Annotated in this window: 22 protein-coding genes; 13 read left to right on the top strand and 9 right to left on the bottom strand. The window is 49.1% G+C overall.

The features are described 5' to 3' along the window. Positions 1-77: 77 nt before the first annotated feature. Both RRV97_RS00110 and RRV97_RS00105 read right to left on the bottom strand, forming a co-directional pair. Complete coding sequence (locus tag RRV97_RS00110) at positions 78-824, bottom strand: HesA/MoeB/ThiF family protein (RefSeq protein ID WP_315612266.1); 747 nt, start codon at positions 822-824, stop codon at positions 78-80. A gap of 49 nt (positions 825-873) precedes the next feature. Continuing rightward, a complete protein-coding gene (locus tag RRV97_RS00105) occupies positions 874-1,338 on the bottom strand; it encodes a cyclic pyranopterin monophosphate synthase MoaC (protein ID WP_315611595.1) in 465 nt (154 codons plus the stop codon). A 187-nt stretch (positions 1,339-1,525) separates the two neighbouring features. Between RRV97_RS00105 and ppc the strand changes: the two genes are divergently transcribed. The 5 genes from ppc (at position 1,526) to tyrS (ending at position 9,901) form a co-directional block, all read left to right on the top strand. Further along, the gene (ppc, locus tag RRV97_RS00100) at positions 1,526-4,228 is read left to right on the top strand and encodes a phosphoenolpyruvate carboxylase (RefSeq protein ID WP_315611594.1); all 2,703 of its coding nucleotides are present in this window, start codon (positions 1,526-1,528) and stop codon (positions 4,226-4,228) included. A gap of 351 nt (positions 4,229-4,579) precedes the next feature. Next, entirely contained in the window at positions 4,580-4,969 is a 390-nt protein-coding gene (locus RRV97_RS00095; RefSeq protein WP_315611593.1) for a hypothetical protein, read from the top strand. Positions 4,970-5,094: 125 nt separating this feature from the next. Continuing rightward, complete coding sequence (gene ychF / locus RRV97_RS00090) at positions 5,095-6,186, top strand: redox-regulated ATPase YchF (RefSeq protein WP_003748877.1); 1,092 nt, start codon at positions 5,095-5,097, stop codon at positions 6,184-6,186. A 484-nt stretch (positions 6,187-6,670) separates the two neighbouring features. Beyond that, positions 6,671-8,530 (top strand): acyltransferase family protein, encoded by a 1,860-nt coding sequence (locus RRV97_RS00085; protein ID WP_315611592.1) that lies wholly within the window; start codon positions 6,671-6,673, stop codon positions 8,528-8,530. Positions 8,531-8,605: 75 nt separating this feature from the next. Next, positions 8,606-9,901 (top strand): tyrosine--tRNA ligase, encoded by a 1,296-nt coding sequence (tyrS, locus tag RRV97_RS00080; RefSeq protein WP_003748882.1) that lies wholly within the window; start codon positions 8,606-8,608, stop codon positions 9,899-9,901. Positions 9,902-10,076: 175 nt separating this feature from the next. On the opposite strand, the gene hslO is transcribed toward tyrS, so the two are convergent. Beyond that, the gene (gene hslO / locus RRV97_RS00075; RefSeq protein WP_315611591.1) at positions 10,077-10,973 is read right to left on the bottom strand and encodes an Hsp33 family molecular chaperone HslO; all 897 of its coding nucleotides are present in this window, start codon (positions 10,971-10,973) and stop codon (positions 10,077-10,079) included. Between the two features lie 260 nt (positions 10,974-11,233). On the opposite strand from hslO, the gene RRV97_RS00070 reads away from it, so the two are divergent. Both RRV97_RS00070 and RRV97_RS00065 read left to right on the top strand, forming a co-directional pair. Then, positions 11,234-11,863, top strand: a complete 630-nt coding sequence (locus RRV97_RS00070; RefSeq protein ID WP_315611590.1) for a C40 family peptidase — start codon at positions 11,234-11,236, stop codon at positions 11,861-11,863. 8 nt (positions 11,864-11,871) lie between these two features. Further along, the gene (locus tag RRV97_RS00065) at positions 11,872-12,093 is read left to right on the top strand and encodes a hypothetical protein (protein ID WP_070591437.1); all 222 of its coding nucleotides are present in this window, start codon (positions 11,872-11,874) and stop codon (positions 12,091-12,093) included. 79 nt (positions 12,094-12,172) lie between these two features. On the opposite strand, the gene RRV97_RS00060 is transcribed toward RRV97_RS00065, so the two are convergent. The 4 genes from RRV97_RS00060 to dxs form a co-directional block, all read right to left on the bottom strand. Continuing rightward, positions 12,173-13,573 (bottom strand): L-serine ammonia-lyase, encoded by a 1,401-nt coding sequence (locus RRV97_RS00060; RefSeq protein WP_315611589.1) that lies wholly within the window; start codon positions 13,571-13,573, stop codon positions 12,173-12,175. Positions 13,574-14,222: 649 nt separating this feature from the next. After that, positions 14,223-15,299 (bottom strand): hypothetical protein, encoded by a 1,077-nt coding sequence (locus RRV97_RS00055; protein ID WP_315611588.1) that lies wholly within the window; start codon positions 15,297-15,299, stop codon positions 14,223-14,225. A 104-nt stretch (positions 15,300-15,403) separates the two neighbouring features. Continuing rightward, positions 15,404-15,535, bottom strand: a complete 132-nt coding sequence (locus RRV97_RS00050; protein ID WP_315611587.1) for a hypothetical protein — start codon at positions 15,533-15,535, stop codon at positions 15,404-15,406. A 79-nt stretch (positions 15,536-15,614) separates the two neighbouring features. Then, a complete protein-coding gene (gene dxs / locus RRV97_RS00045) occupies positions 15,615-17,516 on the bottom strand; it encodes a 1-deoxy-D-xylulose-5-phosphate synthase (protein WP_315611586.1) in 1,902 nt (633 codons plus the stop codon). Positions 17,517-17,649: 133 nt separating this feature from the next. Between dxs and orn the strand changes: the two genes are divergently transcribed. The 6 genes from orn to RRV97_RS00015 all read left to right on the top strand — a co-directional run bounded on the left by orn (position 17,650) and on the right by RRV97_RS00015 (position 22,460). Then, positions 17,650-18,207 carry an oligoribonuclease gene (gene orn, locus RRV97_RS00040; RefSeq protein WP_049322503.1) on the top strand — a complete coding sequence of 186 codons (558 nt, stop codon included), beginning with the start codon at positions 17,650-17,652 and terminating at the stop codon, positions 18,205-18,207. Between the two features lie 63 nt (positions 18,208-18,270). Continuing rightward, positions 18,271-18,693 (top strand): 6-carboxytetrahydropterin synthase QueD, encoded by a 423-nt coding sequence (queD, locus tag RRV97_RS00035; RefSeq protein ID WP_036492897.1) that lies wholly within the window; start codon positions 18,271-18,273, stop codon positions 18,691-18,693. Positions 18,694-18,766: 73 nt separating this feature from the next. Continuing rightward, entirely contained in the window at positions 18,767-19,138 is a 372-nt protein-coding gene (locus tag RRV97_RS00030; RefSeq protein ID WP_049359223.1) for a DUF1304 domain-containing protein, read from the top strand. Between the two features lie 108 nt (positions 19,139-19,246). Next, positions 19,247-19,882, top strand: a complete 636-nt coding sequence (locus tag RRV97_RS00025) for a 7-carboxy-7-deazaguanine synthase QueE (RefSeq protein WP_315611585.1) — start codon at positions 19,247-19,249, stop codon at positions 19,880-19,882. 331 nt (positions 19,883-20,213) lie between these two features. Further along, positions 20,214-21,800: an L-lactate permease gene (locus tag RRV97_RS00020; RefSeq protein ID WP_315611584.1), complete on the top strand. Its 1,587-nt coding sequence runs from the start codon at positions 20,214-20,216 to the stop codon at positions 21,798-21,800. Positions 21,801-22,097: 297 nt separating this feature from the next. After that, complete coding sequence (locus RRV97_RS00015) at positions 22,098-22,460, top strand: hypothetical protein (RefSeq protein ID WP_004520408.1); 363 nt, start codon at positions 22,098-22,100, stop codon at positions 22,458-22,460. A 137-nt stretch (positions 22,461-22,597) separates the two neighbouring features. On the opposite strand, the gene dnaN is transcribed toward RRV97_RS00015, so the two are convergent. Both dnaN and dnaA read right to left on the bottom strand, forming a co-directional pair. Next, a complete protein-coding gene (gene dnaN / locus RRV97_RS00010; RefSeq protein WP_003748908.1) occupies positions 22,598-23,701 on the bottom strand; it encodes a DNA polymerase III subunit beta in 1,104 nt (367 codons plus the stop codon). A 106-nt stretch (positions 23,702-23,807) separates the two neighbouring features. Then, positions 23,808-25,376: a chromosomal replication initiator protein DnaA gene (gene dnaA / locus RRV97_RS00005; protein ID WP_315611583.1), complete on the bottom strand. Its 1,569-nt coding sequence runs from the start codon at positions 25,374-25,376 to the stop codon at positions 23,808-23,810.

The raw sequence follows: 25,376 nt of genomic DNA, 5'->3' as shown, positions 1-25,376 counted from the left end.
AAGTTTAATGAAAGATAAGCATGATTGCTCCGGCGGATTGGCTTCGGAGCATTGAAACCCTTGCCCTGCTTTTGTCTTTAATGGCCGCCGCAAACCGGGCATTCGGGATTACGTCTCACCCCGTATTGCTGCCATTTTCCACTCAACGCGTTATAGGTGGAAAGTTTGCCGTGCGACGGCGTACCGATACCGATCAGCACTTTAAGCGCTTCGGCGGCTTGGGTCGTTCCGATAACGCCGACCAATGGCGAAAAAACGCCGAACAATGCACAAGCACCGTCGTCGGCTTGTTCGCCGTCAAACAGGCAGGCATAGCAGGGCGTATTGGGAAGATCGGGACGGTACACGGCAATTTGTCCGTCAAAGCCGACGGTCGCGGCGGAAACCAAAGGCGTGCGCATGGCAACGGCGGCGCGGTTGACCGCTTGGCGCGTGGGATAATTGTCGGAACAATCAAGAATGATGTCGGCTGCGTTTGCCAATTCGACAAGCCTGGCTTCATCGAGAAATTCGGTAATGGCTGTAATGTGTGTTTGGCTGTTGATCTGTTTCAGACGGCCTTGCATCACCAAAGCCTTGTTTTTGCCGATGTCGGCTTCGGTAAATGTGATTTGGCGTTGAAGGTTGGTCTCGTCAATGGTATCGGCATCGGCAATCGTCAGGCTGCCGATACCAGCGGCGGCAAGATACGGCAAGGCCGCTGCACCCAGCCCGCCGCAACCGACAACAAGCACATGGGCGGCCAAGAGTTTTTCTTGGCCTTCGATACCGATTTCGTCAAGCAGGATATGGCGGCTGAACCGCAGGAGTTGTTGATCGTTCATCATAATAATAAGGCCGTCTGAAACCCAATGTTCAGACGGCCTGAGTGGTTTAGAAATTAATATTTTCGTATGCGTTATCAAACAGGAAAGGACGGCCTTCGCTGCTGGTTTCGGATTCGAGGCGGATGCCGCTGAGCATCATATTGCGGTCAACGTCTTTCATCATGTCGTAAACGCTCAAGAGCGCCAAATTGAGGCCGGTCAGGGCTTCGGTGGCAATGCTGCCGTTGCTGTGCGCTTGAACGGTCAGCATGGCCTTCAGGCAGGCCAACTCAACGTTAATATCGAAATCAACCTGCACGCCGATGATGCGGCCGGGCAGGTGCAGCGGAATCAGGTTGGCGGTCTGTTTGATGCTCTGAATGGCGGCAACGCGGGCGATGGTCAGGATACTTGCCTTTTCGGTGGCATTCTCTATCAACACCCTTATCGCCTGCTGGCTCATGTTGATGGTACCGACGGCGACGGCGGTGTGTTGCTCAGGAAAATCGGGCTGGTTGGGAAATTCAATCATGGGTTTCTCGCCTCTGTTTTGATGGGCAATATTTTACGGCATTTTACAGACAGCGACCACGCGGCGGATACCGACGGCCGTTTTCCGGTTTGAAATGTATCGGATGTTACCATTGGCAGTTTATAAAAATCTGCTATACAATGGATTCACGATATACCCAAATTAACATTTAAATAAGAGAAAAATCATGCAACTGCATATCTTAAATAATCCAAAAGATGCCGCTCTGGCAGCGGATGCGGAATTTTTAAAACAGTCTCTTTTCAATCTGCTGCATGAGGAAGCGTCGCCTTTGGTGGTCGAAACCGTTAAGTTATTATCGACTTCAGACGACAGTGCTGCCTTGATTGAGAAGGTGTTGCCGCAATTGGACGAACAACAAACCCACGATTTAACCTTGGCCTGCGGCCTGTTCGCACAAATTTTGAACATCGCCGAAGACGTGCACCACGAACGCCGCCGCCAAATCCACGAAGATGCCGGCCACAGCGCAGCAGAAGGCAGCCTGACGGAAACCGTGCGCAAGCTCAAAGCCGGAAAAGTCAACGGCAAAGCGTTGCAACAACAACTGGACAATACAGTCGTTACCGCCGTTTTGACCGCGCACCCGACCGAAGTGCAACGCCAAACCGTCTTAAGCTTCAACCGCCGCATCCGCGCGCTGCTGCCGCAACGCGAACGCTGTACCAACCCCGAAGCGCTGGCTCAGTTGCGCCGCGAAATCGACACTGTCCTTTTGGGCCTGTGGCAGACCAGCGAAACGCGCCGCCACAAACTTAGCGTCAACGACGAGATCAACAACGGTGTATCCATCTTCCCAATGAGCTTCTTTGAAGCCCTGCCCAAGCTCTACCGCACAATGGAACGCGATTTTCAGACGGCCTATCCCGGCGTCCGCGTTCCGAATATCCTTAAAATCGGCGGCTGGATCGGCGGCGACCGCGACGGCAACCCGTTCGTTTCTGCCGAAACCTTGCGTTTTGCGTTCAGACGGCATGCCGACGCAGTGTTCCGTTTCTATCGCGGCGAACTCGACAAACTTTACCGCGAATTGCCACTCTCCATCCGCCGCGTCAAAGTCAACGACGATGTGATGGCACTGGCCGCCCTCTCGCCTGACGAAGAAATCGCCCGCACCGAAGAACCCTACCGCCGCGCCATCGCCTACATCATGGCACGCGCTATGGGCAAGGCACGCTCACTCGGTTTGGGCATGGGCTGCAAATTCGGCTTCCTCGAGCCTTATGCCACGGTCGAAGAGTTCCTCAACGACCTGAAAAAACTGCAACGCTCGCTCCACGAAAACGGCAGCCAACTGCTGGCAGAAGGCCGTCTGTCCGACATTATCCGCAGCGTGTCCGTGTTCGGCTTCCACATGATGCCGCTCGACCTGCGCCAACACGCAGGCAAACACGCCGATGTGGTTGCCGAGCTTTTCCAACACGCAGGCTTGGAAGACTACAACAGCCTGAACGAAGAGCAAAAACAAACCGCCCTGTTGCGCGAGTTGAGCCATCAACGTCCGCTGTACAGCCCGTTTATCACATACAGCGACCATACCCGCCACGAACTGGCGATTTTCAACGAAGCGCGCAAAATCAAAGACGAATTTGGCGAAGATGCCGTCACACAAAGCATTATTTCCAACTGCGAACAACCCAGCGACCTGCTCGCCTTGGCCTTGCTGCTGAAAGAAAGCGGCCTGTTGACGGTTGAAAACGGCAAACCGCGCAGCCGCATCAACATCGTGCCTCTGTTTGAAACCATCGAAGCGCTCGAAAACGCCTGCCCGGTCATGGAAACCATGTTCCGCCTCGACTGGTATGACGCCCTGCTCGAAAGCCGCGGCAACATCCAAGAAATCATGCTCGGCTACTCCGACTCCAACAAAGACGGCGGCTACGTTACCAGCTCATGGTGTCTGTATCAGGCAGAGTTGGGCTTGGTCGAACTCTTCAAAAAATACGAGGTCCGCATGCGCCTGTTCCACGGCCGCGGTGGCAGTGTAGGTCGCGGCGGCGGCCCTTCTTACCAAGCCATCTTGGCGCAACCTGCGGGCAGTGTTGCCGGACAAATCCGCATTACCGAGCAAGGCGAAGTCATTACCGCCAAATACGCCGACCCGGGCAATGCCCAACGCAACTTGGAAACCTTGGTTGCCGCGACTTTGGAAGCCAGCATCCTGCCGGACAAAAAAGACCCTGATGACAAACTGATGCAGGACTTGTCGGACGTATCGTTCAAATACTACCGCGAACTGATTACCCACCCCGACTTCATCGACTACTTCCTGCAAACCAGCCCGATTCAGGAAATTGCCACCCTCAACCTCGGCAGCCGTCCCGCCAGCCGCAAAACCCTGGCGCGGATTCAGGACTTGCGCGCGATTCCGTGGGTATTCTCTTGGATGCAAAACCGCCTCATGCTGCCGGCTTGGTACGGTTTCGGCAGCGCAGTGGAAACCTTGTGCGAAGGTAAACCCGAAACCCTTGCCGCCCTGCGCGAACACGCCCAAAACAACCCGTTCTTCCAAGCCATGCTCTCCAATATGGAGCAAGTAATGGCAAAAACCGACATCACCTTGGCGGAAAACTATGCCGGCTTGAGCGAATCACCCGACAAAGCAAAAGTCATCTTCGGCATGATCAAGGAAGAATACCAACGCAGCCGCAAAGCACTGCTCGACCTGCTGCAAACCGAAGAGCTTCTGCGCGACAACCGCAGCCTCGCCCGTTCGCTTGCCTTGAGGATTCCATACCTGAATGCCCTCAACGGCCTGCAAGTCGCCATGCTCAAACGCCTGCGCAAAGATCCCGACAATCCGCACGCCCTGCTGATGGTTCACCTGACCATCAACGGCGTGGCGCAAGGTTTGCGTAATACCGGTTAAAGCAGTACGGAAAAAAGGCCGTCTGAAACAGTTTTCAGACGGCCTTTCAACCAACTGCGAATCATAGCAAAGGCTTTATCCATAAGCCTCATAATGTTTCTCAACCTGCTTGCCACTCTTACCCTATTCATTAAGCTTGTCCTGTATTTCGGACTATTTTGGGCAATAGCAGATAACCCGCTACAAAATCAATGTGTTCAATGAAGCATGGCAACCGCTTCAGCACGATGATAGTCAACTTACTGACATACCTTAATGCGGCACTGCCCCATATCGCAGCACAATAAGCTTTCAGACCACCCAGAGGCCGTCTGAAAAATAAAAATACCTCACACCAAGGCAACCATCATTATGTTTGACATTGTATTTATCTTGTTATTCGGCAGGCTTCAGCCCCACAAAACAGCCGATTCATCCGACACGCCTGTCACTTTTGGGAGTTCGGCGGCAGGCTCGGCTTTAATTTATTTATGCATACGCATAGGGACAATCATCCTTTATGGGTCGATTTCCGAAGCCATTGACAGCCTCCCCATCATTCTGTTTCAAACAATCTGCATGTTCGGCTGTCTGGTTTTGTATTTCAAAATGTTGCGTACCGCATCCGACCCGAAATACCGTCAGATGATTTATTGGGTACTGGGCATTCTTTTGGGTTTAATCTTAAGCCTCCTGTCCGAAAGATTGTTTTATTTAATGGCTTTATTCATTTACTCATTCTTCGGAAGAACAATAGGCTGAATGCCTGCCCCTCTTTTTTTCAGACGGCCTTTTATTATAAGAACACACCAGCATTGCGGCTGTTTTGAGTACCTCCACAATATGCTATAATCCGCCGTTAAACTTTTAACTTTTCAGGAAAAACCATGAGCTTGAAATGCGGCATCGTCGGTTTGCCCAACGTCGGCAAATCCACCCTCTTTAACGCGCTGACCCAATCGGGTATCGAAGCGGCAAACTATCCTTTCTGTACCATCGAACCCAACGTCGGCATCGTTGAAGTCCCTGATCCGCGTATGGCCGAATTGGCAAAAATCGTCAATCCGCAAAAAATGCAGCCTGCCATCGTCGAATTCGTCGACATTGCCGGTTTGGTTGCAGGCGCGAGCAAAGGCGAAGGCTTGGGCAACCAGTTCCTCGCCAACATCCGCGAGACTGACGCGATTGTTAACGTCGTACGTTGCTTTGACGACGACAACATCGTCCACGTTGCAGGCAAAGTCGATCCTATTGCCGACATCGAAACCATCGGCACCGAATTGGCACTGGCCGACTTGGCCAGCGTCGAAAAAGCCATCGTCCGCGAAGAAAAACGCGCACGCTCAGGCGACAAAGACGCGCAAAAACTGGTCGAGCTGTGCAAAAAACTGCTGCCGCATCTGGATGAAGGCAAACCCGTCCGCTCCTTCGGTTTGGACGCGGAAGAACTCGCCATGCTCAAACCGTTGTTCCTGCTGACCGCCAAACCTGCCATGTATGTCGGCAACGTTTCCGAAGACGGTTTTGAAAACAACCCGCACCTCGACCGCCTGAAAGAATTGGCTGAAAAAGAAAACGCGCCGGTTGTGGCCGTCTGCGCCGCGATGGAAAGCGAAATCGCCGAATTGGAAGACGATGAAAAAGCCGAATTCCTCGCCGAAATGGGCTTGGAAGAACCGGGCCTGAACCGCCTGATTCGTGCCGGCTACGACCTCTTGGGCCTGCAAACCTACTTCACCGCCGGTGTCAAAGAAGTCCGCGCCTGGACCATCCACAAAGGCGACACTGCGCCGCAAGCCGCCGGCGTGATTCACACCGACTTTGAACGCGGCTTCATCCGCGCCCAAGTTATCTCCTACGAAGACTTCATCGCTTTAGGCGGCGAAGCCAAAGCCAAAGAAGCCGGCAAAATGCGTGTGGAAGGCAAAGAATACGTCGTACAAGACGGCGATGTGATGCACTTCCTGTTTAACGTATAAACCCGGTAAAACGCTTTTTCAGACGGCCTTTTCTAAGATTAAGGCCGTCTGAATTTATTTTCAGACGGCCTTACGTCTTGAAATATCAACAAAACAAGACATTATCTCCATAATAAATACGGGCATGGCTCGTAATTTTTCTCTCTTTAAATCTCCCATCTCTTGCCAACACCTTACCTAAAAATAGCGCAAGGTTACATCATCAATAACAATATCATTGATATGACAATAAATAATTAAACAATACCACATCGTATTGATTCATTATAAAAACAACATATTAAATATTATGTTGAAACTATCAACTTTATTCCTACTCTAATCCATTACTATTCAAACGCATATCATCAGCAATCATTCTAAGAAGGCAAACAAACTGCCCTGTTCCGACAAACGATGGCCGACCTCCGAAATACCGCCATTCTCGGCAGGAATCACTTTTCAGACGACGCCATTAATATAAACTAATTAAAATCAAAATATTATGAGCAAAGTTTTATCTTACCGCCCAGATATTGATACATTGCGTGCCGTTGCTGTTCTATCCGTTGTCGTTTTCCATATTGAAAAAAACTGGCTGCCTGGCGGCTTTCTTGGTGTTGATATCTTTTTTGTCATTTCCGGCTTTCTGATCACGATGATTATCCATCGTGAAATGAGCAGTGGAATTTTCTCGTTCAAAAAGTTTTACATCCGCCGTATCAAGCGGATACTGCCCGCATTTTTTACCGTATTGGCGGCAACGCTGATATGCGGCTTTCTTTTATTCACCAAAGATGATTTTTCCCTTTTATGGAGGACAGCCCTGTCCACCTTGGGGTTCATCTCCAATATCTTTTTTGCAAAGGGTCAGGGCTATTTCGATCCCATACAAGAAGAAAAACCTTTGCTTCACATTTGGTCTTTATCGGTCGAAGAACAATATTATTTCGTCTTTCCGATATTGCTGTTACTGGTGGTCCGCAAAAGCTGGCGCACTCAGTTTGCCTTCCTTATCACGCTATGCGTATTCAGTATTTTGGTTTCTTTTATACCGACTTCGCTGGATAAATATTACCTGCCCCATCTGCGCGCCTGCGAAATGCTGATCGGCTCGTTGACGGCCGTGTGGATGCAATATCGGCAACAACAAGGGCTGGATACCGGCAAACCATATGCGGCGGCAGGCGCATTACTTTCTGTATGCATACTGTTTGCCTGTCTGTTTGCCTATACGGAAAAAACCGCCTATTTCCCGGGGCCTGCCGCCATCATTCCTTGTTTGGCCGCCGCCGCATTCATTTATTTCAATCAATTTGAACACCGGCTGAAACAATTTTTCCAATGGAAGATTACCGTCGGCATAGGCTTAATTTCCTATTCGCTGTATCTGTGGCATTGGCCTGTATTGGCTTTTATGAGATACATAGGTTCAAACAATCTGCCTTCGTATTCGACTGCGGCCGCGATTGTCTTAATGTTTGCACTCTCCCTGTTTTCTTATTATTTTGTCGAGAAACCGTTTAAAAAGTGGAAAGGCTCTTTTGCCCAGTCTGTGGTATGGATTTATGCCGTCCCCATGCTTGTTTTGGCCATAACGCCTTTTCTTGCCATGAAGCTTCCGTTTATGGAGCAATACGATCGTATGGGATTGGCGCGTTCCTACACTTCTTGCCACAACAATACCGACAAACAATGTGTTTGGGGCGATACCGACAAACAGCCGGAATTACTGATTTTAGGCGATTCGCATGCCGACCAATATAAAACGTTTTTTGATACCGTCGGCAAAAAAGAAAAATGGTCGGCAACGATGGTCACGGCGGACAGTTGTGCCTATGTAGAAGGTTATGCCGCACCCATATTCAAGCAAAACGCTTCCTGCCGTGCCGTTTATGAGTATGCCAAAGAGCATCTGCCCCAATACTCAAAAGTGCTTTTGGCCATGCGCTGGGGCAGCCAAATGCCTGAAAACAGCCACTCCCTTGCTTACGATACCGATTTTTTCAAAAAATTCGACCTCATGTTGCAAAAACTTTCTTCGGAAAAACAAGCGGTTTACCTGATGCTGGACAACCCTAATCTGTCATACAACGGTTTGCGCGCCTATATTTTGTCTTACCGCATACCGGGATTTAATCAAAATCTTGTTATTGATGAACAAAACACTTTTAAAGGAAATGAACGCATCAAAAAATTAGCCGAAAAATATGCCAATGTGTATATTATCGATGCCACCGCCTATATTCCGCACAATTTCAAAATCAACGGATTGCCGGTTTATTCCGATAGAGACCACATCAACCCTTACGGCGGTAGAGAACTGGCCAAGCGTTTTTCTGAAAAACACACGCTTCTTCAGTAAGCCATAGCCATTCATCCGATGAAATTTGTTACAATTAGCAGTTTGTAAAACTGCTAATTTTTTTGGAAGACATCAATGAGCGTCATCAAAGACCTACAATCGCGTGGCTTAATCGCGCAAACTACCGACATCGAAGCCTTAGACGCTTTGTTAAACGAACAAAAAATTTCCCTCTATTGCGGTTTTGACCCGACGGCCGACAGCCTACATATCGGCCACTTGCTGCCTGTATTGGCATTGCGCCGTTTCCAACAAGCCGGCCATACGCCGATTGCTTTGGTGGGCGGTGCGACCGGCATGATCGGCGACCCAAGCTTTAAAGCGACAGAACGCAGCTTGAATTCTGCCGAAACCGTTGCCGGCTGGGTGGAAAGCATCCGCAACCAATTGACCCCTTTCTTAAGCTTTGAAGGCGATAACGCGGCCATTATGGCCAACAACGCCGACTGGTTCGGCAGCATGAACTGCCTCGACTTCCTGCGCGACATCGGCAAGCATTTCTCCGTCAACGCCATGCTGAACAAGGAATCCGTCAAACAACGTATCGAACGCGACGACGTGGGCATTTCCTTTACCGAGTTCGCCTACTCTCTGCTGCAAGGCTACGACTTTGCCGAATTGAACAAACGTCATGGTGCAGTTTTGGAAATCGGCGGTTCCGACCAATGGGGCAACATTACCGCCGGTATCGACTTGACCCGCCGTCTGCACCAAAAACAAGTATTCGGCCTGACCCTGCCTTTGGTTACCAAATCAGACGGCACCAAATTCGGTAAAACCGAAGGCGGCGCGGTATGGCTGAACGCGAAGAAAACTTCTCCGTATCAGTTCTACCAATTCTGGCTGAAAGTGGCCGACGCCGATGTGTATAAATTCCTGAAATACTTCACCTTCCTGTCTATCGAAGAAATCGATGCCATCGAAGCGAAAGACAAAGCCAGCGGCACCAAACCAGAAGCGCAACGCATTCTCGCCGAAGAAATGACCCGTCTGATTCACGGCGAAGAAGCCCTTGCCGCCGCCCAACGCATTTCAGAAAGCCTATTTGCCGAAGACCAAAGCCATCTCACCGAAAGCGACTTCGAGCAGCTGGCACTCGACGGCCTGCCGACTTTTGAAGTTTCCGAGAGCCTCAACGTGGTGGAGACTTTGGTGAAAACCGGTTTGGCGTCTTCCAACAAAGAAGCACGCGGTTTTGTCAACAGCAAAGCGGTTTTGCTCAACGGCAAACCTGCCGAAGCCAATAATCCGAACCATGCCGCTGAAAAACCTGACGATGCCTATATGCTGACCGACGAACACAAACGTTTCGGCAAATACACCATCGTCCGCCGCGGCAAACGCAACCACGCTTTGTTGGTTTGGAAATAATCTTTAAACATTAAACGCATCGTTTAAAACAATCATGCCGTCTGAAATCAGCCTACGCTTTTTTCAGACGGCATTTTCTATTGATGATATTCAGTTTTCCCAAAAAGAAAGGACAGGTATTACACCTGCCCTTCTATTAAATAATCCAATTTTTTAAGCAACTTTTATCGCTTACTTACTGCAAACGCTCATTCTCTTGACGGACGGCATTCACCACGTCCGCGCCAAACAAAGCGTTGACATCGGTTTCATCAAACACATATTTGCTATGGCAGAAATCGCAGTCAATTTGAATGCTGCCTTGTTCCGCCACCACGCCGCCGACTTCCTGACCGCCAAGCATCAACAGCATATCGCTGACTTTGCCGCGGGAGCAGGTGCAGGCAAATTCAATAGTCTCCGGTTCAAAAACGCGGGGTGGGGTTTCATGGTAAAGGCGGTAAAGGGCGTGATGCGCGTCCAAACCGGTCAATTCTTGCGGAGTAAGCGTTTGCGCAAGCGTGGTCACATGCTCCCAAGCGGCATCATCCAATTCTTCTTCCGGCAGGCGTTGCAGCAATAATGCGCCTGCGGCGTGGTCGTCGGCGGCAAGCGTAATATAGGTATCGAGCTGCTCGGAACGTTTCATATAGTTGACCAGCATTTGCGCAATGCTGTCGCCTTCCAGTGGGACAACACCTTGCCAAGGGTCGGCATCTTTAGGCTGATGGGTCAAAACGAACACGCTGTTTTCGCCCAACAGCGCAGTCAGGCTTTCGTCATCATGAATTTCGGCGTTTTCGTCCCATCGGGCGGTAGCACGGACAGTATTTTCAGAAGTCGCTTCCACCACCAACATTTTCAGACGGCCCTGACCTTGAACTTGAACAATCAGCGTGCCTTCGTTTTTAAGGTTGGCAGACAATAAAGAGCCGGCGGCCAGCAACTCGCCCAAAGCGCGGCGGATGGCGACAGGATAATGTTTTTGGTTGACGATGTGTTGCCAAACCTTTTCAAGGCGGATGTGCATACCGCGGATAGGCATATCGTCAAAGATAAAGCGTGTACGGATATCGCTGTGATTTTGTGTCATGTCAGTCTCTGAAAATAAATCAATGAATGCCGCTTATATGGTTGCAGCGGCGGATAAATCAAGCGAAACCGCGCCTGATGTTTTTCTAGTTCTTTTGGAAACAAGGGTTTAACGCAAAATAACAGCAGTTTTTTTGCCAAAAAGACAGTTTTTTAATACAATCAAGCAGATAACAAGAGAATGATACGGGATAACATCTCAGAAACCGGCAATGTGCCTGCAATCGGCAGGGAATGCCTTCTGAAACGGAAGTTTGTACAATGAATTTTTTACTCCGGCTCGCAGCAGTTTGGACTTCGGTCGCCATGCTCGCGAGCGTCAATTTTTCTTACGCCGATGATTTGGAAAACCTGATTACCACCCGTCAGCGTGTTTTAAACCAATTCAACGACAATGCCAATGTTTACGGCAATACGCGTCAGGCAACCCCTGTCCATCCCACCAATACCTATTCTGCCGCAAGCAACAATACGCGTGCACCTTCGGGCAATGCAGATGAGTTAATCGGCAGCGCCATGGGCTTGCTCGGCGTGGCCTACCGCTACGGCGGCACATCGGCTTCCACCGGCTTTGACTGCAGCGGCTTCATGCAACACATCTTTAAACGCGCCATGGGCCTGAACCTGCCGCGCACTTCTGCCGAACAAGCGCAAATGGGCGTTGCCGTGAGCCGTTCCGAATTGCAGCCGGGCGACATGGTCTTTTTCCGCACCATGGGTCGCGGCCGTATTTCCCACGTCGGCCTTTACATCGGCAACAACAATTTCATTCACGCGCCGAGAACGGGCAAACGTATCGAAATTACCAGCCTCGGCCACAAATATTGGAACGGAAAATACGCCTTTGCCCGTCGCGTGAAGAAAAACGATCCATCCCGTTTCTTAAACTGAGGTGCACGATGGCGATGCCGCAAATGCCCAAATGGTATGACGACGACGGTCAAATCGTTTCCTGCACCGAAAAAGTCAAAGTCATGACCGAAAACTTAAACGAACTGTACCAAATAGCGCAGGACGCATTTGAAGACGCGCTGCTGATGGGTTGCTCCGAAAAACAGTTGCGCGAATACTTCCGCGACTTAATGGCCGGGCTGGAAAACCCTTATCAAAAAAACAGTTAGTTCTTCAATCCATACAAAAAAGGCCGTCTGAAAGTTTTTCAGACGGCCTTTTTTATTGGGCAATTGCCCTATTCTATTTCTAACATTCCACCACGCGCACGGATACGGGGACGGCTTTTTTCTGCAAGGTAACGGCCAGGCCGGCAAGTGAGGTTTCTTTGTAGGTTGCCTTCATATCGCGGCCGGTTTGCAGCATGGTTTGAATCACTTCATCAAGTGAAACTTTTTTGTCTGTACCATCTTCCAAAAGCGCAAGGGTGGCGAGCTTGAGGGCTTTTTCGGCAGCGATGCCGTTGCGTTCGATGCAGGGAATTTGCACCAAGCCGCCGACAGGGTCGCAGGTCAGGCCCAAGTGGTGTTCCATGGCCATTTCGGCGGCGTTTTCCACTTGTTTCGGGGTTCCGCCGATAACTTCGGCGTATGCCCCCGCCGCCATAGAACACGCTACGCCGACTTCGCCTTGGCAGCCGACGTCCGCGCCGGAAATCGATGCGTTGGTTTTGTACAAAATGCCGATGGCGCCGGCAGTCAGCAGGAAGTCTTCGACACGCGATTGGTTGGCGTGCGGATTAAATTTGCGGAAATAGTGCAAGACGGCAGGAATAATGCCTGCCGCGCCGTTGGTCGGTGCGGTTACGACACGGCCGCCGGCGGCATTTTCTTCGTTGACCGCCATGGCGTACACCATCGGCCAAAGTTGGGTATTGACGATTTCGCTCTCGCGCAGGACTTTGAGTTTGGCCGCCAACTGCGGCGCGCGGCGGCGCACGTTCAAGCCGCCAGGCAGCTGCCCTTCCGCACCCAAGCCGCGCTTAATGCAGGTTTCCATCACATCGGCTACGGCGGCCACCCGGCGGCGCACTTCCGCTTCATCACAACCTGCCAACGCTGCTTCATTGGCCAACACGACTTCGGAAATATTCAACTGGTTCAGACGGCATTGTGCCAGCAACTCGTCGCAGTTTTTGTATGGATACGGCACATCGCCATTTTCCTGCGCCTCTTGTGCAAACCCTTCGTCTGTAACGATAAAACCGCCGCCAACCGAATAATAGATCTGCTCTTTCAGCTTCAGGCCGTCTGAATGGTAGGCGATAAAATTCAGGCCGTTCGGATGTTTGGGCAACACTTTGTCGCCGCGGATATCCAAATCTTTTTCGGGATTGAAGGCCATTTCGCGGCCGTTGAGTTTTAAAACGTGCTGCGTGCGAATGCGTTCCAAGCGTTGAGGGATGTCTGCCAGCGGAATATCGTGCGGCAGACTGCCCTCCAAACCGAGCAATAATGCATCGAATGTGCCGTGTCCGATACCGGTCAAGGCAAGCGAGCCGTACACTTCAATGACAATGCGCTCCACTTGTGTGTCCAAGTTTTCGGCATGCAGCAAATCGGCAAAGGCAGCCGCGGCCTTCATCGGGCCGACGGTGTGCGAGCTGGACGGGCCGATGCCGATTTTAAAAATATCAAAGATGCTGATCATGGTGTTCTCTTAACTTTCACCATCAAATAACGGAGTGCGACAAACCATTCGACTTTGTCAAAGGCAAGCCCTTCTCTTGGTTGAGTTCTTCCACTTCAACGTTATCCGCAAAGACAGACGCTGATGTTTTAAGAGCTTTTTGCAGTAGCTCTTTAGTGCTAATTTCTACTAGAAAATTTTAGTTGTCATTTTGTATCTCTTAATTATTTTTTTCAAAACTATGTTCATATTTCAATTATGTTGATGTATTATTTCGTTAACAAAGTTGCTTAGTAATTCTAATTTTTAAAATTAATATTTATGTTACAAATATATAAATATCCTCCTAAATTACTCAATATCATTTATTTTCATCAATAAAGTTAGATAACGAAATCTAAATCCCTATCATTAAACCAAATTATTAACTACCTAATATTTCCCTATCAAGATCTTTAGGTATTGATGCCACTAAGCTCTTAACTTCAGATTTTTTTAAATTTTGCTTATACCTTATTATTAACCTGTGCAATAGCTTCTTGTTCTCTATTAGCTTTTACTATATAAATGAATCTCTCTATCGGGAATTCAAAACATAAAAAGTTAGACGATATTATTTCATTCTATTTTCTTAGCTATCAAACTATTTTCTTAGCTATCAAATTTTAATCTATTTATTATACCCTATAGATTTTTTCCTCCTCCCAGCAGCGCTCTTACCCATTTTAATACGATCATTTTTATAATTTTTTTCGTACATACAATCAATCACCTTATCAATGAAATCTTGGATCTCATGTTCGTCTCCTGATAAATGTCTTAAATTATATTTCTTAATTTCGTGATAAATATCCTTTAATTTTTCACCCTCTTTCATATATAAGTCAGAATAATTGCGAGTTGCGTTGATTAAAATAATAGACGAAAGACATTGTCCGTTTCTCTCTTTTTCCTTTTGTTCTTTTTCTTTGAGAGCTCTTACCCTAGCCTCTTCTAAGTCCTCTTCAAGATCCTTTTTTCTTTTTATTTTTTTAAATAATTCAAGTTCTTTTTTTCTTGTTTCTAATTCATTTTCTTTAAAATTATTGTAATCATTTATTTCACTATCTAGAAAATACTTAAGTTTAAATGCATAAATTTCTTTATGATAAACAGCGTGTTCAGGATAAGCATCTGCATACTCTACTTCATACTTTTCTGGAGGATACAAACCATCATCTATATCATCTATATCATCTATATCATCTATATCATCTATATCATCTATATCATCTATATCATCTATATATGGGTATCTCTCATTTTCGTCATGAATATAATGATAAAACCGTTTTTTCTGAATTTCAATCTTTCCTTTTGAACATTTAAAGCCAATTTTATCTATAAAAGGATCTTTACCAAAAAGGTATTCAATATATTGATTTTTTAAATTTTTATCATAGATATAATAATCAAAACAATCATCCTCTAAAGTATCATATGATGATGCTAATATAAAAGCACCATCTAGAAAATAACTTCTTCTGATCATTCTATCTTCTAATATTGGATCTATATAATAATTCTGAAGAAACTCAATTGCTTCTTCAAAGTTTATAAAAATAAGTCTATTTTTTCTATTTTTAGTAACTCCATAGTATTTAGTTAGCTTAGGCTCTTTAGGCTCTCTAGCAAACCAATAACTAGGAAATTCACCACCTGTCTGAGTGAAATCGAAATCACCATTTAATTTTTCTGGAAAAACCATAATTAATACCTTTATTTTCGTAGGGAATTTGAATTGACACAATTTACACACAAGATGGAATATTTAATCGTGTGTGAGACTTCGTTTCACACACTCCACAATTATTATGGTAAAAACCTCTCTTCCACTCGTTCCACCGCTAAATGCAACCACTTTTCCAACACTTCTTTACTCGGCAATACCGCCACATATTCCGTAATATGAATATAGGATTTTTTTAGATCCAGCAATCCCACTTGTTCTTGCTTTTTCGAAGTGCAGAGATTAATCCCACACGGTGGATTTCCCGCGTGTTTTCAGACTGCATGTGTGTGTTTATTCGCTTGTTTTTGTTTCAGATTGCCATCGAGTGATACGTTTTCCAACGGCTTCGGCATTCAGCCCCAAATCGGCTAAGAGTTTTTTCGGGTCACCGTGTTCGGTAACTTTGTCTTCTACACCCAACAGCAACACCGGTTTGCAGATGCCGTGTTTCGCCAACACTTCCAACACCGCGCTGCCTGCACCGCCTTGTTCGGCGTTTTCTTCGGCGGTAACGATGTAATCGTGGCTTCGGGCGAGACGGACGATCAGTTCTTCGTCTATCGGTTTGACAAAGCGCATATCGGCAACGGTCGCGTTCAACTTGTCGGCAGCGGCCAATGATGGGGCAACCATGCTGCCAAAGGCGATAACGGCAATTTTCTCGCCTTCGCGACGGATGATGCCTTTGCCGATTTCAACGGTTTCTAGGCCGTCTGAAACGGTTGCCCCCGTGCCTGTACCGCGCGGATAACGGACGGCGGACGGCGAATTTGCCTGATAGCAGGTTGAGAGCAGCAGGCGGCATTCGTTTTCGTCGCTGGGTGCGGCAATAATCATATTCGGCACGCAACGCAAAAAGCTCAAGTCGTACAAACCGGCATGGGTCGGGCCGTCTGCACCGACAATGCCTGCGCGGTCGATGGCGAACAAAACAGGCAGGTTTTGCAAGGCAACGTCGTGTACCAACTGGTCGTAAGCGCGTTGCAGGAAAGTGGAGTAAATCGCCACGACAGGCTTGATGCCTTCGCACGCCAAACCGCCGGCAAAGGTAACGGCGTGTTGCTCGGCGATGCCGACGTCGAAATAGCGGTCGGGGAATTGCTGTTCAAACTCAACCAAGCCGCTGCCTTCGCGCATGGCTGGCGTGATGGCAACCAAACGCTCGTCCGCCGCCGCTTGGTCGCACAGCCATTGGCCGAACACTTGCGTATAAGTCGGTTTGGACGCGGCAGGTTTGACTTCCGGCGCAGGCACTTCGCTCGGCAGCTTGGCGACAGCGTGGTATTTGACAGGATCGTTTTCGGCGAATTTGTAACCGTTGCCTTTTTTGGTGATGACGTGCAGCAACTGAGGGCCTTTGCGGCCGCGCAAGTCTTTTAATACGTCCACCAAATTTTCAACGTTGTGGCCGTCCACCGGGCCGGTGTAACGGAAACCGAAGTTTTCAAACAAAGACAGCGACTGTTTGGCGTGCTCCGCTTCGCCTGCCAAGGTTTTGATTTTATTTTCGACTTTTTGGGCAAGCTCCATCGCGCCGGGCAATTTGTCCAACACTTTGCTCGATTGTGCTTTGATGGTGCTCAACAGGCCGTGCATATCGCGCACGACGTTGCTGGCGAGGTATTTTGGCAGCGCGCCGACATTGGGGGAAATCGACATTTCGTTGTCGTTGAGGATGACCAGCAAATCGACATCCATATCGCCTGCACAGTTCAGGGCTTCAAACGCCTGACCCGCCGTCATGGCGCCGTCGCCGATGATGGCGACGCTGCGGCGCTTGTTGCCCAACTGTTTGTCCGCAACGGCCATGCCCAAGGCCGCGCCGATGGATGTGGAAGAATGGCCCACGCCGAACGCGTCGTATTCCGACTCGCTGCGTTTCGGAAAACCGGCCAAACCGCCGTATTGGCGCATGGTGTGCATTTGATTTTTGCGGCCGGTCAGGATTTTGTGCGGATAGCTTTGATGGCCGACATCCCAGACCAAATGGTCTTCGGGCGTGTCGTACACATAATGCAGCGCCACCGTCAGCTCGACCGCGCCCAAGTTGCTGGCGAAATGGCCGCCCGTCTTACCGACGGAATCCAACAGAAATTCGCGCAATTCGGCGGCGACTTGCGGCAGCTGTTTTTTCTCCAGACAGCGCAAGTCCTGAGGCGTATCGATCATATCGAGCAAAGGGCTTGGGTTCATGATTTTTGGCGGTGATTTTTTGTGTAACGGACGATTATATCAAGAGATTGCACAACTTGTTACAAATGCTTTCAGACGGCCCGAACCTTTATCCTTTATAATACTGCCAACTGAAAACACAAGGCCGTCTGAAATGACCCAAAACGCAAACAACCTCTGCTGGCTCGATATGGAAATGACCGGCCTCAACCCGGAACACGACCGCATTATCGAAGTCGCCATGATCATTACCGACTCCGATTTGAACGTACTGGCGCAATCGGACGTTTACGTCATCCATCAAAGCGACGAATTGCTCGACAGCATGGACGAGTGGAACACCGCCACCCACGGCCGCACCGGCCTGACCCAACGCGTGCGCGAATCCAAACTGACCGAAGCCGAAGTCGAGCAAAACCTGCTGGACTTCATGTCCGCATGGATACCCGAGAAATCCACGCCCATGTGCGGCAACTCCATCCATCAAGACCGCCGCTTCATGGTCAAATACATGCCGCGCTTGGAAGCCTATTTCCACTACCGCAACTTAGACGTATCCACGCTGAAAGAATTGGCCAAACGCTGGAATCCGGCCGTTGCCAAAAGCGTGGTCAAACGCGGTTCGCACAAGGCATTGGACGACATCCTCGAAAGCATCGAAGAAATGCGCCATTATCGCGAGCATTTCCTCAAACTCCCTTCCGAACAATAATCCCAAGGCCGTCTGAAACCGGTTTTACACTATTCAGACGGCCTCATCGGCTTCCTTCATCTCATGAAAATCACCAAAATCTTTACCTTCGATTCCTCCCACATGCTCGACGGGCATGACGGCAAATGCCAAAACCTGCACGGCCATACCTACAAACTCGAAATCACTGTCTCCGCGCCCGTTATCCAAGGCGGCGCAAAAGACGGCATGGTGATGGACTTTACCGACCTGAAAGCCATCGTCAAACAACACATTACCGACCCGTTCGACCATGCCTTCATCTATCACGGCGACAACGAACGCGAAAGCCAAATCGCCGCGCTTTTGGAAGGCTGGAACATGAAAACCCTGCGCCTGCCCTGCCGCACCACTGCCGAAAACATGAGCGTAGAAATGTATGGCCGTCTGAAAAACGCCGGTGTCAAAGTGTGCAGCGTGAAATTATGGGAAACGCCGACTTCGTGTGCGGAATATGAAGGGGAATAAACCGGCATTTTGTATTTTTCAGACGGCCTGTTCCCATAAATACCTCATACACTAAACATCAAAAGGAATCTTCATGAAACTCCTCTCCACCCTCCTCGTCCTCTTCGTCGCTGTCGAACATTTCTACATCGCCTGGCTCGAAATGACACAAATCCCAAGCGAAAAAGCGTCAGAGCTGTTCAACATGCCTTACGAATTTATGGAACAAAAACGCGTACAAACCCTGTTTTCCAACCAAGGCCTGTACAACGGCTTCCTCGCCATCGGCTTGGTATGGGCGCGCTTTGCCGCGCCCGATAACGCGGTTTACGGCGCAACCATCCTGTTCCTCGGCTTTGTCCTCATCGCCGCCGCATGGGGCGCGTTTTCGTCCGGTAACAAAGGCATTTTGTTCAAACAAGGCTTGCCGGCATTTTTGGCCGCCGCAGCCGTCATTGCCGCTTAAATACACACCAGCCATTCTTTCCCATTGAACTAACAGAAAGAATGGCTGCCTCACATTACTTCTTCAAACGCTTCACGACAACAATTCAATCCCGCACACCCAACATTCATGACCATTCACATCACGCCGAACAATCCCCAATACCGCATTGTCGAAATTTTTGAAAGCCTGCAAGGCGAAGGCTGGAACACAGGCATGCCCGCCGTTTTCATCCGCTTGGGCAAATGCAATCTTGCATGCAGCTGGTGCGATACCGACTACCTCAAATTCGGCATGATGAGCCTGTCCGATATTTTAGGCCGTCTGAAAACCTACACGGCGCGCAACATCATCATTACCGGTGGCGAACCCACCATCCAACCGCATTTGGATGCCCTGCTCAACGCACTCAAAGCCGAAGGCTATTTTCTGTGTATCGAAACCAACGGCCTCAATCCCGCACCGCCGCAAATCGACTACGTTGCCACCAGTCCTAAAGCCTGCTACGCCGCCAAATATGAAAAAAGCTGCATCGAAAAAGCAGACGAAGTGCGCATTGTCGCCGACGGCGAAGTCATTGCGTTTTGTCAGGAAATGGAACGCAAAATCCGCGCCCGACATTACTACCTCTCGCCTTGCGAACAAGACGGCGCGATGAATATCTACGACACCATCCGCCAAATCGGCGTGTTAAACAGCCGAGCCGATACCCCCGTCCATTGGCAACTGAGCGTGCAAACGCATAAATGGGCAGGAATAGAATAATTCGTTTAAAATCAATCAAAAATTAAACCTTTACAAAATATTGAATGTAAATACCATTCGATATTCGACCAAATGCACTACTGGCAAAGCGCTCAGGCCGTCTGAAACCCTATTTCAGACGGCCTTTTTTGTTATAAAACTCTTGACCGATTACATAAGATTACGTAAAGTGTGCAACAGTTTTCATAAATTGGTAAAACCAATTTACCTGATAACTAAACGCATCTGAGGATGCAAATATCTATTCGAAAAACATTTATTGCTCAACACATCGCATCAAACCGCCATTGATTGACGGTTATGATGCTTGTTTTGCCCCGAGGATAATCCCATGGCTCTCTTTCTCAGTATTTTTCCCATCGTGCTGCTGATCTGGCTGATGGTTAAGAAAAACAGTATGCCGTCTTACATTGCGCTGCCGATTACCGCCGCGCTGATTTACGTCATCAAACTGTTTTATTTCGGCGACAACGCCATGTTGCTCAACGCAACGGCAGCGTCAGGCCTCGTTTCTACCCTGACCCCGATTACTGTGATTTTCGGTGCCATTATGTTCAACCGCATGATGGAAACCACCGGTTGTATCGACGTCATCCGCAAATGGCTGGCCACCATCAGCCCGAACCCGATTGCCCAATTGATGATCATCGGCTGGTCTTTCGCCTTTATGATCGAAGGCGCGTCCGGTTTCGGTACGCCTGCCGCCATTGCCGCGCCGATTCTGATGAGCTTGGGCTTTAATCCGCTGAAAGTAGCCATCTTCACTTTGGTGATGAACTCCGTACCCGTTTCCTTCGGCGCGGTAGGCACACCGACTTGGTTCGGTTTCGCACCTTTGGGCCTGGATCAAAAAAGCATTATGGAAATCGGTATGCAAACCGGCGTCATGCACTTCTTCGCAGGTTTCATCATCCCCGTCATCGGCTTGAGCTTCATCGTGCCTTGGGCTGAAATCCGCAAAAACTTGGGCTTCATCGGCATTGCCGTCTTCTCCTGTACCCTTCCTTATGTTGCATTGGCGATGGTCAACGAAGAATTCCCATCTCTGGTTGCCGGCGCAATCGGCCTGATGGTTTCCGTATTCGCAGCAAACCGCGGCTGGGGCTTGAGCAAAGATTACGCCAAAGACCCGAATGCAGAAAAAGTACCTTTCGCCCAAGTTGCCAAAGCACTGGCTCCTTTGGGTATGCTGATCGGCATGCTGGTGGTCACCCGCATCAAACAGCTGGGCATCAAAGGCCTGCTGACCAGCAAAGAAGAATGGTTCAGCTTCCAACTGCCGTTTGATTTGTCCAAAATCACCGTCAGCGACTCTCTGACCATCACCTTCGGCAACATCTTCGGCCAAGGAGTGAACGCTTCCTACCAAACCCTCTACGTTCCGGCATGGATTCCGTTTGTCTTCACCGTTTGGATCTGCATCCTGCTGTACAAAACCAAGTTCAAAGATGCGTGGTCTTTCTACGCTGCAACCTTCAACCAAACCAAAAAACCGCTGCTTGCCCTGATGGGTGCGCTGATTATGGTTCAGCTGATGATGGTTGGCGGCGATGACTCCATGGTGAAAATCATCGGTAAAGAGTTTGCCGCGATGGCGGGCGAACACTGGGTGTACTTCTCCCCTTACCTTGGCGCAATCGGTGCATTCTTCTCAGGCTCCAACACTGTATCCAACCTGACCTTCGGCCCGATTCAACAACAAATCGCGCTTGATACCGGCCTGTCCGTGACCCTCATCCTCGCCCTGCAATCCGTCGGCGGCGCAATGGGCAACATGGTCTGCATCAACAACATTATCGCCGTGTGCAGCGTATTGAACGTAAACAACGCCGAAGGCGCGATCATCAAGAAAACTGTCATCCCGATGAGCATCTATGGCGTCATCGCCGTGACTATCGCTTCAATTTTCTTCTTGTAAACCGCTTCATATCAAAGGCCGTCTGAATATTCAGACGGCCTTTTTTGTATTCTTTCGCTATATTTCTTAAAGAATCATTAATGTATATATTCCGCAACAATCCGCATAACCACTTTGCAACACCAAATTACAAACAACTTTCTATTAATAAACAATCAGGTAATCATAAGTAAACACTGTTTTGCAATTTACCCAATTGCCACTACCGACAAAAAGCCTAAAATACGCTTCATCTGCAAACGGAAACTCATTCTCACTTTGCAAGATAACACACAACCCTCATATGGAGCTTAGATCATGAAATTACTTTCTGTTATCACTGCAGCCGCATTGGCTACTGTTTCCTTCTCTGCTGCCGCTGCGCCTGCCGGCTTCGTTTCTTACCGTTGTGACGGCGGCAAATCACTGAACGTGATGTACGGTTTCGACCGCAGCGGTCGCGCAGTTACTGCCGACGTAAACGCCGGTGGTAAAAAAGCCTCTTTGGTTGTCGACAAAAAACGTTCTGACAGCACTGGCACTACTTTCACCAACCGTAAAGGCTATGTAATGTCTGCCGGTTTCATCGACAAAAACACCCATACTACTTCTGAAGTTGTCGGCGTGAACGCCCCTAACGGCTCATTCCTGGTGAAAAACTGCGAACCACGTCCACGTTAATCCCAGTTTTCCTATTTAACCGAATCATCCCGGTTTAATCAAAAGGCCGTCTGAAAAACAATTTTCAGACGGCCTTTTGATTCGAGCCTATAAAAAAGAGCGTGTACCGTATACGCTCTTTTTGTTTGTTTTCCAAATCAAATACGCATCGGCATTACGATGTATTTGAAGTTCGGATTGTTCGGCATAGTAAACAGCGTTGAGCGGTTGGCATCGCCGAAGGCAAGCTGCATATCGTCGGAGTGGATATTACGCAACACATCCATCAGGTAGCCGATGTTGAAACCGACTTCGAGTTCTCCGCCTTGATAAGCGATTTCCAACTCTTCGCGTGCTTCTTCCTGCTCGTTGTTGCTACATACGACACTCAGCAAACCTGGCTGCAGGAACAGTCGCGCGCCGCGGAATTTTTCATTGGCAAGAATGGCGGCACGCTCAAGCGCACCCAAAAGCTGGGTACGGGATACGAGGAAAATCTTGTCGTTATCCAAAGGAATCACGCGGTTAAAGTCGGGGAACTTGCCGTCGATGACTTTGCTGACAATGGTCGTGCCGTTGCATTGGAAGCGTACTTGATTGTCCAAAAGCTCAACGGTGATGGATTCGGACGGATTATTCAGCAGTTTGAAGAGTTCCAATACCGTTTTACGCGGCAGGATGACTTCTGTTTTCGGCAGTTCCGCTTCAATTTGGCTGGCCGCATAAGCAAGGCGGTGGCCGTCGGTTGCAACAAGGCGCAGTTGGTTGCCTTCGACCTGCATCAGCAAGCCGTTGAGATAATAGCGGATGTCTTGAACCGCCATGCTGTATTGCACTTGCGAAAGCATGGTTTTGAAGGTTTCTTGAGTCAGCGAGAAAGTCGCGCTGACATCGTTGCCGACACTCATCAAAGGAAAGTCTTCTGCCGGCAGGGTTTGCAGGGCAAAACGGGATTTGCCCGCGCGCAGAGTCAAACGGTTGTCCGCCCAATCTAAAGACACCAGCGCACTGTCAGGCAGGGCGCGCAGGATGTCTTGGAATTTTTTAGCGTTGGTCGTAATGCGGAAATCGCCTGCCTGACTTTCAGGGCCGGCGGTATTGATTTGGATTTCCAAGTCGGTTGCCAAAAGTTTGGTTTGTCCGTCTTTGCTTTCCAGCAACACATTGGACAGAATCGGCAGAGTATGGCGACGCTCAACGATACCGGTAACGGCTTGCAACGGCTTGAGCAGACTGTCGCGGTCGGCTTGTAAAATCAGCATGTTCCATTCCTTTGAATTTGAAATCGGTTGATTTGGGTATTTTAAAATATTTTTTGTTTTCAGACGGCCTCTCATTGACATCAGGCCGTCTGAATGTTGCATTGGGTCAGTTTTGAATCAAAATCAGCAGTTTTTCGTAGTCTTGCGCCAATTCGGGGTCTTCTTCGCGCAGTTTCGCCACCGCTTTCACGCCGTGCATCACAGTCGTATGGTCGCGGCCGCCAAAGGCATCACCGATAGAAGGCAGGCTGAGCGTGGTCAGCTCTTTGGTCAGGCTCATGGCGACTTGGCGCGGTCGGGCAATGTTGCGCGTGCGTTTTTTGCCCAATATATCGCTAATTTTAATCCGATAATATTTGGCCGTCGCATCGATAATGGTGTCGGCGGTAATGACTTTGTGTTTCTCGGCAATAATATCCTGTAAAGCCGTACGCGCCAAATCCATGTCGATAACAGGGCGGTTCATAAAACGGCTGCTGGCGCTGACTCGGTTGAACGCGCCTTCCAACTCGCGCACATTAGAGCGGATTAGGTTGGCGATAAACAAAGCAGCTTCGTCTTCGATACTGATACCGGCGGCTTCTGCCTTTTTCTGCAAAATCGCCACACGCATTTCCAATTCGGGCGGTTCGAGTTCCAAAGTCAAACCCCATGAGAAACGCGATTTGAGACGGTCGTCCATGCCTTCGATTTTGGCAGGCAATACGTCGCAAGTGAGGATCAGTTGTTTTTTCTCGTTGTGAAAATGGTTGTACAGATAGAAGAACTCTTCCATCGTACGGTCTTTGCCTTTGATGAACTGAATATCGTCGATAATCAGCAGATCGTATTGTTTGTATTGTTGCTTGAACACATCATAAGTGTTGTTGCGCACCGCCTTCATAAAGCTGCGGATATAGTCGTCCGAGTGCATATAGCGCACTTTGGCATCAGGACGGTTTTTCAGCAATTCGTTGCCGATGGCCTGCACCAAGTGGGTTTTACCCAAACCGGTGCTGCCGTATAAGAAAAACGGGTTGTAGCCCTGCCCTGGATTTTCAGCAATCGCCTGGGCTGCGGCGGCGGCAAGGCGGTTGCCCTTACCTTCCACCAAAGTTTCAAATGTATAGTCGCGCGACAGATTGGTTTGCTCATAGCGCGCTTCTTCCGCATCGTGTTGCGCGTCGGTTTTTGCTTTGGCAACTGCTTTAGACTCAACCGGAGCGGCAGTTTGCACTTGAGGCTCATGCGGCAGGTTTTTCATGCGCTGCGCCAAAATCTCCGCAGCCGTCTTGGCTGCGGCAGGTTTGGACACCGTTTCAGACGGCCTGTCTTCTTCTACTGCCGCAACGGTTTGCAAAGGCATTTGAACAGGATCTACACATTCTTCGACTTCAACAACTTCTTGCACTTGCACCGGCGCAACAGCCTGAGCCGCCATTTCATAATGCGTACCTACGCCCGGCTTAAACGCGAAAGCCACCTGATGAGGCACCAATTCGGCACGCACGGCGTCAATTTTGGCGGCAAACTGGCTTTTGAGCATATTGCAGGCAAATTGGTTTTTACCATACACCACCCATACGCCGTTTTCTTCGCCCACGGTCAAAGGCGCAATCCATTGCGCAAACTGCCTGGCAGGCAACATTTCGTGAAGGCGGCAAAGGCACAGCGGCCAAAATTCAGCTAACGTCAT

It is taken from the genome of Neisseria sp. DTU_2021_1001991_1_SI_NGA_ILE_055 (assembly GCF_032342915.1).
In the GTDB taxonomy this organism is placed as follows: domain Bacteria; phylum Pseudomonadota; class Gammaproteobacteria; order Burkholderiales; family Neisseriaceae; genus Neisseria.
Note: the sequence above shows the minus strand (reverse complement) of the source record. Positions and strands in the feature narration are given on the sequence as shown.